General features: G+C 51.2%; 19 protein-coding genes. 2 read left to right on the forward strand and 17 right to left on the reverse strand.

The annotated features are described in order from the left end of the window. Positions 1 to 211: 211 nt before the first annotated feature. From QYL91_RS16675 to QYL91_RS16700, 6 genes are all read right to left on the reverse strand, one after another. Positions 212 to 1,435 carry a DNA cytosine methyltransferase gene (locus QYL91_RS16675; RefSeq protein ID WP_302084005.1) on the reverse strand — a complete coding sequence of 408 codons (1,224 nt, stop codon included), beginning with the start codon at positions 1,433 to 1,435 and terminating at the stop codon, positions 212 to 214. Next, positions 1,432 to 2,079: a hypothetical protein gene (locus QYL91_RS16680; RefSeq protein WP_302084007.1), complete on the reverse strand. Its 648-nt coding sequence runs from the start codon at positions 2,077 to 2,079 to the stop codon at positions 1,432 to 1,434. Before QYL91_RS16680 ends, QYL91_RS16675 begins: the two co-directional genes overlap by 4 nt. Before the next feature lie 357 nt (positions 2,080 to 2,436). After that, entirely contained in the window at positions 2,437 to 2,772 is a 336-nt protein-coding gene (locus tag QYL91_RS16685) for a DUF7123 family protein (protein ID WP_302084009.1), read from the reverse strand. A gap of 208 nt (positions 2,773 to 2,980) precedes the next feature. Continuing rightward, positions 2,981 to 3,157 (reverse strand): hypothetical protein, encoded by a 177-nt coding sequence (locus QYL91_RS16690; RefSeq protein WP_302084011.1) that lies wholly within the window; start codon positions 3,155 to 3,157, stop codon positions 2,981 to 2,983. Positions 3,158 to 3,159: 2 nt separating this feature from the next. Further along, positions 3,160 to 3,411, reverse strand: coding sequence for a hypothetical protein (locus tag QYL91_RS16695; RefSeq protein WP_302084014.1), 252 nt, complete (start codon positions 3,409 to 3,411; stop codon positions 3,160 to 3,162). A gap of 468 nt (positions 3,412 to 3,879) precedes the next feature. Further along, the gene (locus QYL91_RS16700) at positions 3,880 to 4,689 is read right to left on the reverse strand and encodes a helix-turn-helix transcriptional regulator (RefSeq protein ID WP_302084016.1); all 810 of its coding nucleotides are present in this window, start codon (positions 4,687 to 4,689) and stop codon (positions 3,880 to 3,882) included. Positions 4,690 to 4,998: 309 nt separating this feature from the next. On the opposite strand from QYL91_RS16700, the gene QYL91_RS16705 reads away from it, so the two are divergent. Further along, on the forward strand, positions 4,999 to 5,526 hold the full coding sequence (locus QYL91_RS16705) for a hypothetical protein (protein ID WP_302084018.1): 528 nt from the start codon (positions 4,999 to 5,001) through the stop codon (positions 5,524 to 5,526). Between the two features lie 47 nt (positions 5,527 to 5,573). On the opposite strand, the gene QYL91_RS16710 is transcribed toward QYL91_RS16705, so the two are convergent. The 9 genes from QYL91_RS16710 to QYL91_RS16750 form a co-directional block, all read right to left on the reverse strand. Next, positions 5,574 to 5,957, reverse strand: coding sequence for a hypothetical protein (locus QYL91_RS16710; RefSeq protein WP_302084020.1), 384 nt, complete (start codon positions 5,955 to 5,957; stop codon positions 5,574 to 5,576). Positions 5,958 to 6,108: 151 nt separating this feature from the next. Continuing rightward, positions 6,109 to 6,855 carry a hypothetical protein gene (locus QYL91_RS16715; RefSeq protein WP_302084022.1) on the reverse strand — a complete coding sequence of 249 codons (747 nt, stop codon included), beginning with the start codon at positions 6,853 to 6,855 and terminating at the stop codon, positions 6,109 to 6,111. A 48-nt stretch (positions 6,856 to 6,903) separates the two neighbouring features. Next, entirely contained in the window at positions 6,904 to 7,383 is a 480-nt protein-coding gene (locus tag QYL91_RS16720; RefSeq protein ID WP_302084024.1) for a hypothetical protein, read from the reverse strand. A gap of 115 nt (positions 7,384 to 7,498) precedes the next feature. Then, positions 7,499 to 8,560, reverse strand: a complete 1,062-nt coding sequence (locus tag QYL91_RS16725) for a M48 family metallopeptidase (protein WP_302084026.1) — start codon at positions 8,558 to 8,560, stop codon at positions 7,499 to 7,501. Between the two features lie 38 nt (positions 8,561 to 8,598). Further along, positions 8,599 to 9,012 (reverse strand): FmdB family zinc ribbon protein, encoded by a 414-nt coding sequence (locus tag QYL91_RS16730; protein ID WP_302084028.1) that lies wholly within the window; start codon positions 9,010 to 9,012, stop codon positions 8,599 to 8,601. Positions 9,013 to 9,037: 25 nt separating this feature from the next. Continuing rightward, on the reverse strand, positions 9,038 to 9,415 hold the full coding sequence (locus tag QYL91_RS16735; RefSeq protein ID WP_302084030.1) for a hypothetical protein: 378 nt from the start codon (positions 9,413 to 9,415) through the stop codon (positions 9,038 to 9,040). 109 nt (positions 9,416 to 9,524) lie between these two features. Then, positions 9,525 to 9,932, reverse strand: a complete 408-nt coding sequence (locus QYL91_RS16740; protein ID WP_302084032.1) for a hypothetical protein — start codon at positions 9,930 to 9,932, stop codon at positions 9,525 to 9,527. 458 nt (positions 9,933 to 10,390) lie between these two features. Next, complete coding sequence (locus QYL91_RS16745; RefSeq protein WP_302084033.1) at positions 10,391 to 10,744, reverse strand: hypothetical protein; 354 nt, start codon at positions 10,742 to 10,744, stop codon at positions 10,391 to 10,393. Between the two features lie 211 nt (positions 10,745 to 10,955). Next, positions 10,956 to 11,369 carry a hypothetical protein gene (locus QYL91_RS16750; protein ID WP_302084035.1) on the reverse strand — a complete coding sequence of 138 codons (414 nt, stop codon included), beginning with the start codon at positions 11,367 to 11,369 and terminating at the stop codon, positions 10,956 to 10,958. 580 nt (positions 11,370 to 11,949) lie between these two features. On the opposite strand from QYL91_RS16750, the gene QYL91_RS18340 reads away from it, so the two are divergent. Beyond that, complete coding sequence (locus tag QYL91_RS18340) at positions 11,950 to 12,213, forward strand: DUF8106 domain-containing protein (RefSeq protein WP_465269230.1); 264 nt, start codon at positions 11,950 to 11,952, stop codon at positions 12,211 to 12,213. 4 nt (positions 12,214 to 12,217) lie between these two features. Here QYL91_RS18340 and QYL91_RS16755 read toward each other — a convergent pair whose 3' ends face one another. Then, positions 12,218 to 13,099 carry a DNA adenine methylase gene (locus QYL91_RS16755; protein ID WP_302084037.1) on the reverse strand — a complete coding sequence of 294 codons (882 nt, stop codon included), beginning with the start codon at positions 13,097 to 13,099 and terminating at the stop codon, positions 12,218 to 12,220. 892 nt (positions 13,100 to 13,991) lie between these two features. Beyond that, positions 13,992 to 14,408, reverse strand: a complete 417-nt coding sequence (locus QYL91_RS16760; RefSeq protein WP_302084039.1) for a hypothetical protein — start codon at positions 14,406 to 14,408, stop codon at positions 13,992 to 13,994. Positions 14,409 to 14,628: the final 220 nt, after the last annotated feature.

Here is a 14,628-nt window from a genome sequence, read left to right on the forward strand (position 1 = left end):
ATGACGAATATCTACGATGAGCCCGGAGTCATGGTCTCTGTCAAGGATTTCACGGACTGCATTGTGATTTGCTGTCGGAATCCCAGCTGAAGGGAGGTGGATTGTCCGAGTGATCTCTGAATCTGTCTTTCCAGGATTCTGACTGTACGTGTGTGTCCGTTGCGTCGAGTTTTTTGGTGGTGATTGGTGTGACTGTGTCATTGGTGATCACTTAGTGTGATGCAGGCGCTGATTGAGTCTGTTCGGATGAGGTTGAACTCTCAAATACGGGGATGATTACTTCGTTCCCGAGATGCGCAGTGACATGCGCTGCTAACAGCGGCGGGACTGCGTTTCCTACCTGTCGGAATTGCCGTGTTTTCCCGCCGACCATCGCAATGTGATCCGGGAATGTTTGAAGACGCGCCACTTCACGGACAGTTAACCGACGGGTCGATGGGGTATCCGGTACGCCATCAGGGTATGGTGGCGTTGGTCCTTTGTAATGGACTGGTGGCGTCCCGTTTGACACTGTCATCGTTGGTGCTGCTTGATCTGGGTCAAGGCGGCGTTCCGTGACAGACGTCCCAGAGTGCCCATACTCCATTTTCGCCATGCGTTTCCGTGTACTCACACCGTGATCAGCGCGAATATGGTTCGGTGGCATCCATACGGTCTCATCCTTTTCACCGACATGCATCTGTTCGGGAAGGGAATGCGGCGCGATTTTCTGATCATCCACGCTGACTGGCGCATTCGGCCCGCTGTTCCGTACGAACCGCTGTTGTGGCGGTAACGCAGGGGGGAGGTCGCCAATCGCGGATTCTGCGTCAGCATACCCCTCGAGACGCTCACCAGTGAGCGTTTTCATTGGCTTTGCAGCATGACTTTGCGGTGGTTCCCACTGTGAGACCCGTGGAAGATCAGTTCGTGTTGCGCAGATGAACACCCGTTCTCGACGCTGTGGAACCCCATAATCTCGCGCATCTAGTGTGATTGTAGATACTCGATATCCGTCAGCAGCACTTGCTAGTTTAGCCTCTAACTCGGTGTGTAACGGCGTGTGAAGTGCCTGCAATCCGAGGACATTCTCAATAACTACTGCTTTTGGAGCGAGTTTATCCACCCAGTCAATAACACTGAATGCAAGTGAATTCCGAGCATCGTCCGTTGTAATCTCGCCTTGCGCGCTGGAAAACCCCTGGCACGGTGGCCCGGCGAATACCAAATCAACATTGTGCTCAATTTTCTCTGGTGCTGGCTCCGAACAATCGTGTTGAATACCCATCGCGTCCGGGATTTGTTTCTGATATGCCCATGACGCAACACCATCAAGGTCGAATCCAGCATGAACGTAGTACCCAACTGTCTGCATCCCAAACGAGGCACCACCAATCCCAGCGAACAGATCTACCGCTGTTGGTGCTTCATCAGGCCCAGCGACGTGATATGTCATGCAGCATCACCGCGATATTGTGGTTTGGATTCTGGGAGTGTAATTTCTTCAGGGAAGCGTTGAGTGTCCGCAACGGTATTACCGATACTGTGAGCTAGAGTGGTGAAAGCACTATGTGCATCACGTTGGAGTTGCATATACGATCGCGTGTTATCATACATTTCCCACCATCCGTAGTCAATAATCAGATTTTCCTCACCGAAGCTCGCAATATTCTCGCGGCTTGTATCTAACTGGTATCCGGGCAGGCCATGGTCAAGTAAACCTTGTTGGATACGACTCGCCGCTCGCATCCCACACTCAGAATCATCGGAATCACGTGAATACGTTTCGCCTTCTAACTGGATGAGCCAAGCGTACGCAGGATGATAGTCGAACACGGGTGCAAGATACGACTCCATTACATCCGGATGAGGTGTGAATTCGAGACGTCGTGCTTCGTTGTGGTTTTGGACGATGCCGTCTGTCCATACCTCGGTAGAGTGTGCAAGCGGGAATTTCACCACGACCGGTCGAAGTGTGTACGCATCTGGGACACGGAATACAACTCGTGACTGTCCTCGATGCAGATTTTCGAACCCGAGTCTTTCGGTTGCTGTGATCACATCATCAACAGTGTGTGGACCATGGGTTTTGTATCCCATGTCACCAGGGAGATATGATCGGCGCCGTGCAGCGTAGAATACTGCACCGATCGTTGTGAGAATGTCACGGAATTCCTGATCAAGCACTGCTGCATTCCGTGGCGGCGTTGTTGGATAGGCACTCACACCTAATGATGGTCGTGTGGTTTCCGGTGTCCGTGGCCGTGGTGAAAATGATGAATCTGACATAAGTAAGTGGTAGCGGATTATGTTTGCTGTTTCGGGTACTGTACTGGTTCTGGGCGCGCTTGCACCGCTCTGTAGTCCCAGCGCGCCCAAGAACAGGTAGTGTCGTAAACCACAATATCCCAACGGCGGTCGGAAATCCTCGCCCTTCAGGGCGGGGAGGATGTCAATTCAGGCAGGAATTGTTTGCTCTTGGTTCTGATTTCCTGTATCTGAACGGGCGATACGCCATGTTGTGGCGCTTGTGTATGACCATTTTTCGACTTCAAGCGTAGAGCATTCGTCTTGGAGTCGAAGGAGAAGTTGCCCAATTTCTTTCGCAGAAAGACCGACGTCATCTGCAATGAATTTCCCTTTGATATATTGTTCCCCATCTGTGATTTCGTCGAGAAGATAGTCGCGGAGATGGGCGAGTTTTTCGTCCGTGTCCGGCGTGTTTGTGTCTTTAGAGGAGGAGTTAGCTGAGGTGCGGGGCTGTGATTGCGAAGTAGAGGTTTGCGACGACATTGATGCAGGTGACTGTATTAGCGGTAGCAGTATAAACCCGGGTAGTTTGCTACGTGTTTTTGGGTGATTTCATGGGAGTCACGACAGAAATGGGTTTGTTTAGAATCTCAAATATCGTGAAATCACGTGAACTGTCCTGCGATGTTGGCTGATTTCCATGATTTCCTTTTCCATTGCTACGAGAAATCTGAGCAGGGGACAGGTCAACTCATTTTGTTTGCTTGGAGAGGGCGGTGCGAAGTTGGGTAGTTACTTCATCGAAGATTTGCTCAGTACTGTGGTACTCCTCAGCAGTTTGGATTTCATGCTCAAGTATTTCAACGAGCTCATCTGCAAGCTCGCGCCGCAGTTCCACGCACACTGTGTTAGGATCATTCTCTTGCATTATTAGTAGGTATGAAGAACAGTATCAGTTCCTGCATCTGTTACGGTTTGCATTGTTGCTGAGACTTCGAACGTGACTCTAAGAGACCGACCACAAATTTCACATTCACCGCTTCGTGTCACCAGCTGTGTTCGACCAGCTGCATCGATAGGAACGGAGAGTTCAGTGGTGTCATCGTAGACAATATATCCATCACAGAAATGATCTTCCAATGGTGTATACTCAAGTTCCGTCTGATGATCTTCGCTGGTCATAGTTCAGAGTCCCCCTCCATCTAGGAGTCCGGCTTCATGACCGTTGTCTGGACGGTCTTCAGGGCGCCCTCGCCACACGCCGACTCGGTGAATTGTCGCAGTGATTGGAATTTCATGTTTCACTACGTCGTTTTTTGCTTCAAGCGCTGTTAATTGAGAACGCACCCATTGGTTAGTTTGACTTTCGTTCTGTACGTCATATTCGACTTCAACTGTCACAGGTTGTTCTGACATATGAACTATTGAAGCGGCTACCGGAGTCCCCATTGTGTTGGTTGAAGTAGCGAATTAGGGTACTAGCGGCACGCCGCCAGTTCATTGTGACACGGCGTGCCGCGCACTACTCCCTGATTTATGGGCCGTAGAATCAGGATAGAGCGCCGCGCCGGCCGTTAGTTGTGACGGCCGGCGCGGCGGCACATGAGGAAATGCGCGGGAACTGCCGTGTTATTGGTGTGCTGAGAAGAGTTAAGGTGAGCAGTTGACCGGTTCAGCTTCTTGATCCGGAGGCTCGTAGGAGAGTTCAGCTTCTTCGATGAGTTCATCAACGCGGTTATGCGCCCAGGCAACTGCTTCAGGCGAGTAGTTGATGAGACTTGCTCCCATTTTATTCGTATCGTGTGTGAGGATGCCGACGCAGCTGTTTTCGTCTGAAGTGAAAATAGCGATTGTGTACGATGGGAGATCGTCGTGCATGTACCCAGTGAACCGGCCACTGTTAACGATTTTTTCCAGTTTCTCACTAAAGTCTTGTTCTAACGTCTCGAGGATTGTTGGATTGAAGATTGTCTCGGATGTCAGTCGGCCTTCGATAATGTAGTCTTGGAAGAGGTGGTTGTACATACCGAGAGTGACGGGGCGTGTGCCTCGCACATGGGTGTGGTCGTTGGTTTTGATGATGTCAGCGAAGGGTTGGGCAGCGCGTGCTGGCATTTCTGGTGTTGGAGGTTGAATTTTCGCGCCACGGAGGACTTCGTCTGGGAGGAATTCGTTTTCTTTGATATCGTTGAGGACTGGTTCTGCGTTAGCGATCGCGTCGATGTGGGATTGGTAGTTGTTGTGTGCGAGGCAGAAGTGAGATGCTGTTTGGGTGGCTTTGTAGGCGCTTTGTTGCTCTATGATGAGCCCCTCTTCGAGCAGTTCGTTGATGGCACGGTTGACTGTTGAGCGTGATTTTGATGTCTCGTCGGTTATTTCAGGTTTTGTTTTGTAACTCGTTGAGACTGCTTCTAGGATTTCGGCACGGCGCTCTAGAAGCTCCCGGACTGTGTCCCCCATGAGTGTATTCAACGTTTGTTTGCTACGCTTATAAACTACCGGAATAATTCATATGCAATACTTGCCGGTTACTATTTGTCGGTCACGCAAAATCGCCCGACGGTAGCGCTATGATAAACTATATCACGGATTTTCAGGCAATCAGACAAGACCGCAGATTTCTCACGCGTGAACACCCCATTCACACTTGGCCAACCATGTTATCGCTGATGTAAAGGTAATGGGTAAGAGAGTGGTTAATGTCAAGCACGAATCGGACTTGGACCATCGAACTCAGGATCGTGCTCAAATACCTATAGGAGATAACACATGAACCAAAACCAGGCCGTCACGTCACTCGCTAACCTTGAAGCAAAAGTAGTGCTCGCTAACCGGGACGATTTCGACCATACTAACCCCCCAGCAGAATTCGAGGAGGCTATCAACCATGCTGGCACTGCTACTGCTCACCAAGTCGCCAACCTGCGAGAACTCCTCATCCAATACTACCCGTGGATCCCAAACCACGTCTTCGACACCGTGGATTCCCAAGTCACCGCCGAAATCAACGCGCGTGACAACATCACTGCGGAAGCAAAAGCACGCATCTACTGTGAGAAACTGCAAAACGAATACGACGACTGGGTAACCCAAGATGTTGACACTGCCCAGCGCATGTATATCGCTGAAGCCGACCTCGAAGAACTCTACGAGGTTGCATCCACCACGGCTCACTCCTGCCCGGAAGGCCGTGGCCGTGACCTCACTCCGCACATTGACCGGGCACAGAAAGAATTCCTTTCAGACCGCCGTGTTGAAATCGTACTTGAACAGGTCGAACGCGGCGTTGAACGGTAATCCTACCAATAAGCAACACGCTCTGTCGTTGACGGCCCGCAAAGCCGTCAAATGCGAGTTTTGAGGTCGTCAACCGTTGCATCACTCAACTCAAATTCGATGATTTTCGGGTGTCCAAGACGAACTTTTTCTTCGGACACTTTTTCCACTACATCACATTCAACGATCGCTGTCCCCCCAGTGGTTGGCGTCGGACCTTGTTCAATTCCTAACTCAATTGTTGTGACATCCCGAACAAGCCAGATGTAGTCATTGACGTCACTCGGCACTAATTCTTCATCGTTGGTGAATACACATCGAACGCGTATTTGGTCACCTACTTCAAACACGGTACGTGACTGCCAATCGTCGTATCGTCCAGAGACAAACCCGTTGAGCTCATCTCGGAGCATCTGTGCAGCAATCTCTTTGACGCGGTCAGCTTGAGTCATCTATGAAGTGTTAATGTTAGTGTTTTATTCAAGATACTGTGTTCTCAGTCAGAATTCGGATTCTGGCACGGGCGCTCCTGTCTGAGTGAGCGGTCTTCACTCTGTTCTCGAGAAGCGTATCGGTTGCTGTGGTCCGACTCAGCACGGTGAATTAACTGGGAATCCCTTCAGTGAGGATGTATTCGATGTCATCTTTGATGTTCGGGTCAAGAGGCCCAGTCACGTTCTTTTGTTGTTGTGTGATTATATCATCACCCGCTGTGGCACGGAGTGGCGGGAAAAAGTAGTACGCGAACCCGGCAGCTGCTGCACGAGAATATGCCCCTTCGGTGACGAGTGTTTCAATAATGTGCTCATATAGGCCATCCCACCAAGCTTCTGCGGGCTGTGTCACCCATTCATCAATTGTTTCATCAAACAGAGTGTAGGCAGTTGGTGCAGTTGATAGGACACGGTATTCGCATGTGACCCGGAGTTCTTCCGGCGGTCGATATCGAACATCGAATGAGAGTACCGGTGTTTCATCCACACCACGAAGTTCGGGGGCTTCTGGAATAGACAAATCCAGCGCATGGCGGTCTGTTAGCCGTGATGCTGCCGTGACCTGGTACAGCGTCGTTGTGTGATCCCAGAAGTCCATCACATCCGGGTTCTCATCTGTGTCAAACACTGCCTGACCGGTGTCGTTGATTTTAGCGACGCCCGTGTCATCCATCTCAATTTTATCGGCACGACCTCGATAGAGACGATATACACGGTCAAGGAATTCATTGACTGTGCGGACGTGTTCGATTGTGAATGGGACGTGCTCAAACCCTGCGACAGGCTTCGATAATTTCTCGTCAGGAGTGACCGATGGGTATCGTGCGGTGTCTAACGTGTGTGGATCTACGAACACGGCATTCCTAGTTGGTGATTGCGACATAAGAACACTTCAAGGAGTTTGTTACTGGTAGTTGATGCCAGCAGTTTGATTTTCGCTATCGAACAGGAGTGGGATGATGCGGTTATCAATGAGTTGCTGTTCGGGTTCTCGACCACTTGCATAATAATGACTAGCGATGTCGTCTGCGGCGGTAGCTACTGGGTCTCGAACCGGTTCAATGAGCGTTTCTGGGATGCGGATGCATTTTTGATAACCCGTGATCGGAGTTCGTTCACTACTAACGCCATGTTCAGTCCACGGGTCACATGCTAATAGTTCGACGTTCGGATCAGCGTCTTCTGCATCCGGTTCTACGGGAGTGTTACCGCTATGAGTGCTGATTGCCTCGAACTGGTGGTCCAGGTGTTCAAGCAGTGATTTTAGTCCCGCGTGATCGCGGTCTTCTATTTGATATGCGAGCTCGACGATACTGCGGAACAGCATTGCTTCGTGTGGGTACAGATTCGTTGCGTCCGTATCAGCGTGAGATCGTGTTGACATTGTAGTTCACCAATGTTCCGAAGAGTGGGGTGTTCATAGTATGGCGGCACTGCCAGCGGCGCGCTCTTCACTTTCCCGTGACCGAGCGCGCCGCACCGACTCTTAAACCGCGATTCTAGTCTGGTTCAGCGGGTGTTTCTTCAGGTTGCCTGTTGTCAGTGGTGAAGTGCTCGTGTACGAGTTTGTGGAGTCCTCGAGGTGGTGAATACCCATGTGTGCGGATATGAGCAAGTCGATTGCGGAGTGGAGGATAATCAGCACCAAAATCAGCGTACTCTGAGTCAATTTCAAGGCTTGGATTGTTCGGGTTTAATTTGAGCAGCGCGATGTAGAGTTGTTCGGGAGTCACATATTTGAGTGCTGTTGCGTCGGCAGTGAATTCTGAGGTCTGTCGGTATTTCCCGGCGACGCCGTGACTACTGTGCCAGATAACACCAGCGACGATACCAACGAGGACGTGAAGAAAAGTCGCAGACGTCGGGTATGGGTATGAGTTGATCAGTGGAATTCCGAGAAGGTGTGAAATGGCGGTGATGAAGATGAGAACCGCAGTGAGCATTCCAGAGAATTCGGCAATCGCAGCGTATGGCCGGTAATATTGGTCGTTGTTTTTGATATGAGCAAGTTCATGTGCGATAATCGCAGTGAGTTCATTTGAAGAGAGATTTTTGAGGAGTGGTGTCGTTATGTGGAGAGCATCATGGAAGTGCGTGAGTAGTGGGACGATTTTTGCGTGCCGTTTAGAATGGTCGTATACAACCACCGTGGGAGTGTGGATATCCATTGCAGTACTCACCACGTTGATGATTGATTCGACACCCGGGAAACTCTCAATGTCGCACCGGGAGGCTTCGTCGACGTCATTCCTGGTGATTGTGATGAGAATCGTGGCAAAAGCAAGGCTAGTAGTCACACCCACTGGGAAAAGGAATAGTTGACCGAGATAGACGTACCCTGCGAAAAGTGTGATAACGACGTGGAAGCTGACAAGACTGATGCTTGCAGTTGGGAGAATTGCTCCGAAGTGCGTGTATTTGTCAAGAACAGCTGCTGTTGTCTCTGTAATCTCGTGTTTCGCTGTATGCGGGTTTGGTGTTGGATGTGACGCTGTAGCGAGTGTCGCCGACTCGTTTGCGGTAGGCGACTCTTGCACATCAGTTTCGTCACCTCCGACCATATTACATGATTAGAGGTGGGATGGGGAAAAGCTTCAGACTACTCTAGATCGTCGTTTACTTTGTGTGGGGAGTCAGTTGATTCGGTGATGGTTTTCTCGAGGTAGAAGTGGACTCCGTCGGACTGAGTCATTTCCCAGTTGTTTGCTTCGAGGGCTTCGAGTTTCTGTGCGAAGTTTCGGACAGCGTCGGCGTGTGTCTGGATATCGAGTGGCGGGTCTTTCACCGGGATGGTATCGTACTTGGTGTAGTAGCTAACGCGCTTTTTGTAAGTGTGCCCAGTGGTTGCTCCGCAACTCGGGCAAGTTCGGTTTTGCTTGTCAAGGCTGTCATCGTCGCCTGCGCTGCGGGATTCCCAAGTTTCACCGCAGTCGCCGCAAATGAAGCAGCGCTCGTAACTGATTGAAAACTCGGCACCGTCATGTTCGATGGTTGTCGTTGGGAGTGTTGTCATGGTTGTGTGGTTCGTTGTGGTCTGGTTAGGCGGTGATCTCTTGCGCAGGCACATCGCCTTTGTGCATAGCGATGTGACTGGACGCGGTCGTGCAGTCGAACACCCAGTCGTTCGCCTCCATTGCTTCGTACTTTTCAGCTTTTGCTTGGAGGGTTTCAGTGACAGTGTTGACTGTGTCTTCATCCCCGGAGAAGAGACTGTACTTGAGGTATTCCTCAAAGTACTTCCCGGCGATTTGATCGCGCGTGTTTTTGCGATTGCAGTTTCCGCAGGTGACGCGGTCTTGTTCTGAGGTAGTACGGGTGATGTGCCCGCAGTGTTTGCATTCGAGCGCCCACTCGAAGTTGATTGTGTAGCTTTTGCCGTCGTGGGTGATTGTTGTTGTGGGGTGTGTTCGAGGCATCGCGTGACTACATTACTGGTGTAGGTAGTCATGCGGTAAAAAGACTACTATTCGTGACCACCCAGTCACCCTGACCAGTCACACTGGTAGCGCGGAATTCCCACAATCCTCACTCAGGGCTCGTCGCACACGCGACATCCTCGAACAACTCAAACAACATCACTGCATCAACACACCGCGGTGACTCAGCCTCAGCAAGCACATTCGCCAGATACGCCGCCTGCCGAGGTGTCACATCTACTGATACCGCATCTTCAACATCATTACTGAACTCACACGTATCGAACATCGGGACTGAATCCGGGATTTCCCCCACTTCTCGAAGATGTTTACGCGCCGCATCAACATGCGGAAACTCCTCACCGCACCGGCAGTAATACTCCCAGCTGAACGTTGTCCCCTCAACACTCTCCACCACCGACCGATCTACCGTCGCCGGCTCACCGTCCTCGTCAATCTCGAGTTTGCTTTCTAGCCAATACGCCTCGATGCATGTTACGCGATGGTCAGCAACCATAGTTGGACTCCGCGATGCGCACACCTAGCCCATCCCAGACGTCGTCTATCCGAGTCGTGGCACGGCGGCGCGCTCGCACCCTGCATCGCTTGAGCGCGCCCCTCGCTCCTGCGGTTCGGTCACCACGGCCCGCAACCGCAGGCACGAGGTAACCGAACCGCCCCGCATCGATACCTGCGGCTATCGATGCGGCGACATCCCAGAGTGACGACTGGACACCCGGTAATCCTAATTTTTGCGTTCCACGCACTGCGACAAGGCGTACTGAGGTTCACCTTCCTCATCCCAAAACAAGATATCCGAAGCAGAAAACACAATCTCGTATGTTTCTTCACATTCGCACGTCACTGCGATGAAGTGTGAGTCCCACTCTTCGCTCGGTTTGTCTTCGATGTCTTCCCAACCTTCACTCGTCGGTGCTCCGCAATGCGGACACGCCAGCTTAATCCCGGACATTGTCAGTAGTAGGGAAGCAGGTCACTTGCAACGTGATCTTTGAGATGCGTGTCACAGTTGATGCAGAACACGCTGAGAGTTGGTCCTGTGACGTCTCCTTGTTCGACGAATTCCCACTCATTGTTTTCGATGTGGTAGATGAGTTCACGAGGTTCCATGACGCTGAGTCGATGACTTCCACACTCCGGGCAACCGTCGTTATTCCAGTCTTTGTGTTCACCTCCGGTGTGGAATGATAATGCGTCGACGAGATCGTTGTCGGCATCAGCAAGCACGTCTCGTAGTTCGGCTTCCAGATCGGCAGGTGATTCGATGTCAGTACGTTCAGTCGTGATTCCAAGGCTAGTGTGTGGCATAGTTGGTGTGGTTATTCGAGGCGAACAGTACGGTTGAGTGACCAGTCTTCACGGCCTTTCCAATCGCAGTTTTGGCATTCGATTGGCAGCCACCCGGACCCGTTACCGTCGGACTCGAATACATCAGCAGCAGTGAGCGTCCCATTGCATTCTGGGCAGTTTCCGAGCTCTTCTTCAAATTCGTCTGTTTCAGTATAATCACGAGGCATGGTTAGTCGAGAAGGTTCATTGCGGGGTGATCGAAAAGAACGGTATCACAGTTACTGCATGTGACTTTCAGCCATTCAAGGTAGTACGAATGATCCATATACTGGAAATCACCACGGTCGGATTCGTATTTTTCACCAGATGCCTGCACGGCGTACAGCATCGTCTCACCGCAGTCCGGGCATGGATCACCCTGTTTCCAGTCCTCATATCGGAACACGTCGTTTTCAGAGCCTTCGATGCGGTCGCTCGTGTTTTCGGTCGAAGACATTGCTTCGTGAGCGGCGTTGATAGCGCTTTCAACGTTCTCACCGATTGTGTCGTGCCAGTCTGGGTCGTCGATCGCATCGAGCGACATCTCGGCTTCTTCAGCTAATACTTCGAGGTGGTCGTGACTAATCTCAACAGTTTCACTCATAGTTAGTAATCTGGCCACCATGCGTTTCCTGCTGCCCGCTGTCCCGGGCTGGCTGCGCGGCGGCCTTCATTTCGCGTTGTACGGCCGCCGCGCCCGCGCCTGCCAATTTTCACAGATTCACCGGAGTGACGTCATAGACTGGTGACAGATCTTCTCGGAAGATCTATCCCGGCACAAGTTTGTGATCAGCCTTAGGGTTCGAACACATGTGCTGAGCGGTCCGGAAACCTGAGGTTCCGGACCGCTGAGCGAACTTTGCAGTGAAGATATGCTATAGCCATGGCGCAATGCCGACCATGGCTATAGCCGGTTATCATGCGCCGGCTGTACGCCGGCGTGAAACAGTGTGGGACAAGTGTTCGAACGCAGGCAAGCAGGCGCGGGCGCACCAATGACCTCTGTTAGTATCAACGCCAATCCCGATCGTGGGATTTCTGTGCGGATGCCAATGACGTTTTTCCTCACACCCTGACACCCGTCTAGGAATGAAAGTTTCTTTCCTATCCAGTGCGTAGGTTCACCTAGAACAATGTCCCAGTCTTCTGTGTGTTCTGATAGTGGTGGTACTCCACGGAAGGGAATGTATTTTTGCCCGGAGTGTGGGTATTCTGCTCCATTTGATGGAGAGTGGGATACCGTTGAGACACCACACCGTCGTCATATTCGGTGTCCAGAGTGTCAAACTACACTGTTGAATGACCGTCAACACAGGGAGCAGTCTTTCCCGGTTGCATTGTGGTGGGAACCGACTGTTGATATGGTTGAGAATACTGTCGAATTGTGGGGAGCAATTATCACATTTTCTTGTCGTCGCTATTCGGGGCAGTCTGTGACCTCCCCCTAGTTGTTCACTGTGCGTCCGTTTTGTTGAGGGTGTGAGTGTGTGATTCTGGTGATACTGAATCAGTGAGTGTGAGCTGTGTTGTTGGACTCGCACTTGGGACACAGGTTGGGTCAAAATTACATACCAGTCGTTCTGTATCCTCAATATTGTGCGCACCGGTAGAACTACCACTTCGAAGATTATTCCGGGTTTTTGTGCTCAGGATGTGTGTACTGATCGCGCGAATTTCATCAGGTATTGATTGGTAGGAAACCAACCAGTGTGCATCCATCTCAGCTAGGGTGGTTGCAAACTCACTATGGTTAATTGACCCGTGTTTGTAGAGACTGTCTTCAGCATCTGGATATGGTGGGTCAAAGTAGAATACGGCGTCTTCGCCGTCATATTTCTTAATGAGAGAGTGATAGTCGAGATTCTCAACGACAACGCTCTGAAGCCGGTTAGCAAATCGTCGAATAGCTGCTGGTTGTGACTGGAATGCGTTTGTTGGATCACGATCTCGTCGACGTGTGCTGAATCCACCTTGACCATTCACACTGGTTGTTCGTAGGTATACGAACTGTCCAGCGCGTTCGATTGGATCATCTGGTCGTTCCCCTTGATTGAATTTGGTTTTCCATGTGTCGTGGAGTTCTCGACTGAATGGTGTTGCTGCATACCAGTCAGCGAGTTCATCTCCGCGGTCACGCAATACACGGAAGAACTGTGTAATGTCACTGTTTATATCATTCAGAATTTCGACGGTGCTTGGTTCTTTATGCAGGAGGACTGCTGCACTGCCACCAAATGGTTCCACGTAGCGTTCATGCGGTGGGAATTGTGAGGCAATCCATCCAGCGAGTCGGGTTTTTGATCCAGGATATCGGAAGATGTTGCGTATCGTCATAGGTAAGGTTTGAGAATCAGTTTGGGAGATGTTCTTAGTGAGTTATTCGAAATATGTCCCTGGGACAGTTTCTTTTAAACGCGCGTAGCATTCCCGACACTGCCATAACACACGCGGATCGAATCCGTCTTCAGGACTGTACTCATCATATTTGAACGTGTTATTTTCTGATGTGAAGAACACGACATCGATATAGTGTACTCGGATTTTGGAGCTCCCACATTGGGGACAGCAGTCACCTTCTTCCCACTCGTAGTTTGTCCACGGATCAAGCGGCCGATTATGCGGTGAGTCACGGAGTTTTGATACTGTGATGTTGTTTGATTTCGAGTCTGGTGCAGATAATGCACCGTATAGTGATTCTTTCAGCCCATCGTTAGTATCACTGCTTGACTTTCGATACGTCTCGAATACATTGTTCGGTATGTCAACGACTACTTTCATTTGTGTAGGTCTCTGATGCCATGCTGCCAGGACAGCGGGATGAGTGATTGCTGTCGCTGCGGCGCACGGCTCATTTTATTGTTGCCGTGCGCCGCGCGGCGCCTCCGTGACTGACATTTCGAAGTTTTCTGTCTTCTAAGCGTCTTCACAATGATTTTCGCCTCGTGTCCGGCGCCCTCTCTGGGGCGCCGTCCACGTGGCACTTAACGCCGGTGTGGCGCCGCGCAAGCATTCTCAGCATAAAACAGCGCGGAGTCCCCCTCCTCAACGAGCACCCAGAGAGACCCCAGTCTCTTAAGCACCGCAGTAGGGAGGAAAAGAGCGCGTCATATCTTTTACGCCCGTGGAGACTGCGACCGCTGTGGAAACCGATGGAGGCCGGTCTTCGTCGGTTCCTGCAAGTCGCGTCGTCGAAACGGGAAGCCTCGGGGCTTGACCCCGAGGCGGTTCACGTGCCCGTTTTTTGAGTGAGTTTCCAGATCGCGTAGTCGATGTCACCAATAGTAGAGACGTCAGCACCGTTGTGAGTGTGTTCACGACCAATTGTTCTGACATCGTCGTTGAGATGTTTTTCCGCATATTTTAGGATGACATCACGCGGATTGTTGATGGCATGGGGATCGACGCGGATAAGATCAGGATGGTCGCGGAGTGTGGCCGCAGAGAGTGTGAGTGTGGCGGCGTTGTCGTCAGGATTCCATTTTTGTGAATGAATTCGTTTAAGGGTGATTTCGTCTGTATTTTCGTCGAGGTGGGTTAGTTCATAGATGCTGCCAGTTGTGTCAATGAATTTCGTGTCAGTGGTGAGTTCGCGGTATACCGATTGGTTTGGGTCGAGGTTTACTGTCATGGTTGTGTGATGCACTAGTTGGTTCCACGGACAGCTGGTCTGGATGCTGTCCGGCGGGGCGCGCTCGCCATTTGTGTCACCGAGCGCGCCACCCGGGCCTTTTTCTTACTAATTGGTGGTTCATAGTGCGGCTACCAGGCTGCAAGAGCGGGGCACCGAAGGGGGGCGCGTGAATGCAGCCTGGGAGTCCGCTACCAGGCCCGGGTGGTGTGGTGGATTGGTTGTGGATGGTTGT

The organism is Salinibaculum rarum (genome assembly GCF_030505615.1).
Taxonomy (GTDB): domain Archaea; phylum Halobacteriota; class Halobacteria; order Halobacteriales; family Haloarculaceae; genus Salinibaculum; species Salinibaculum rarum.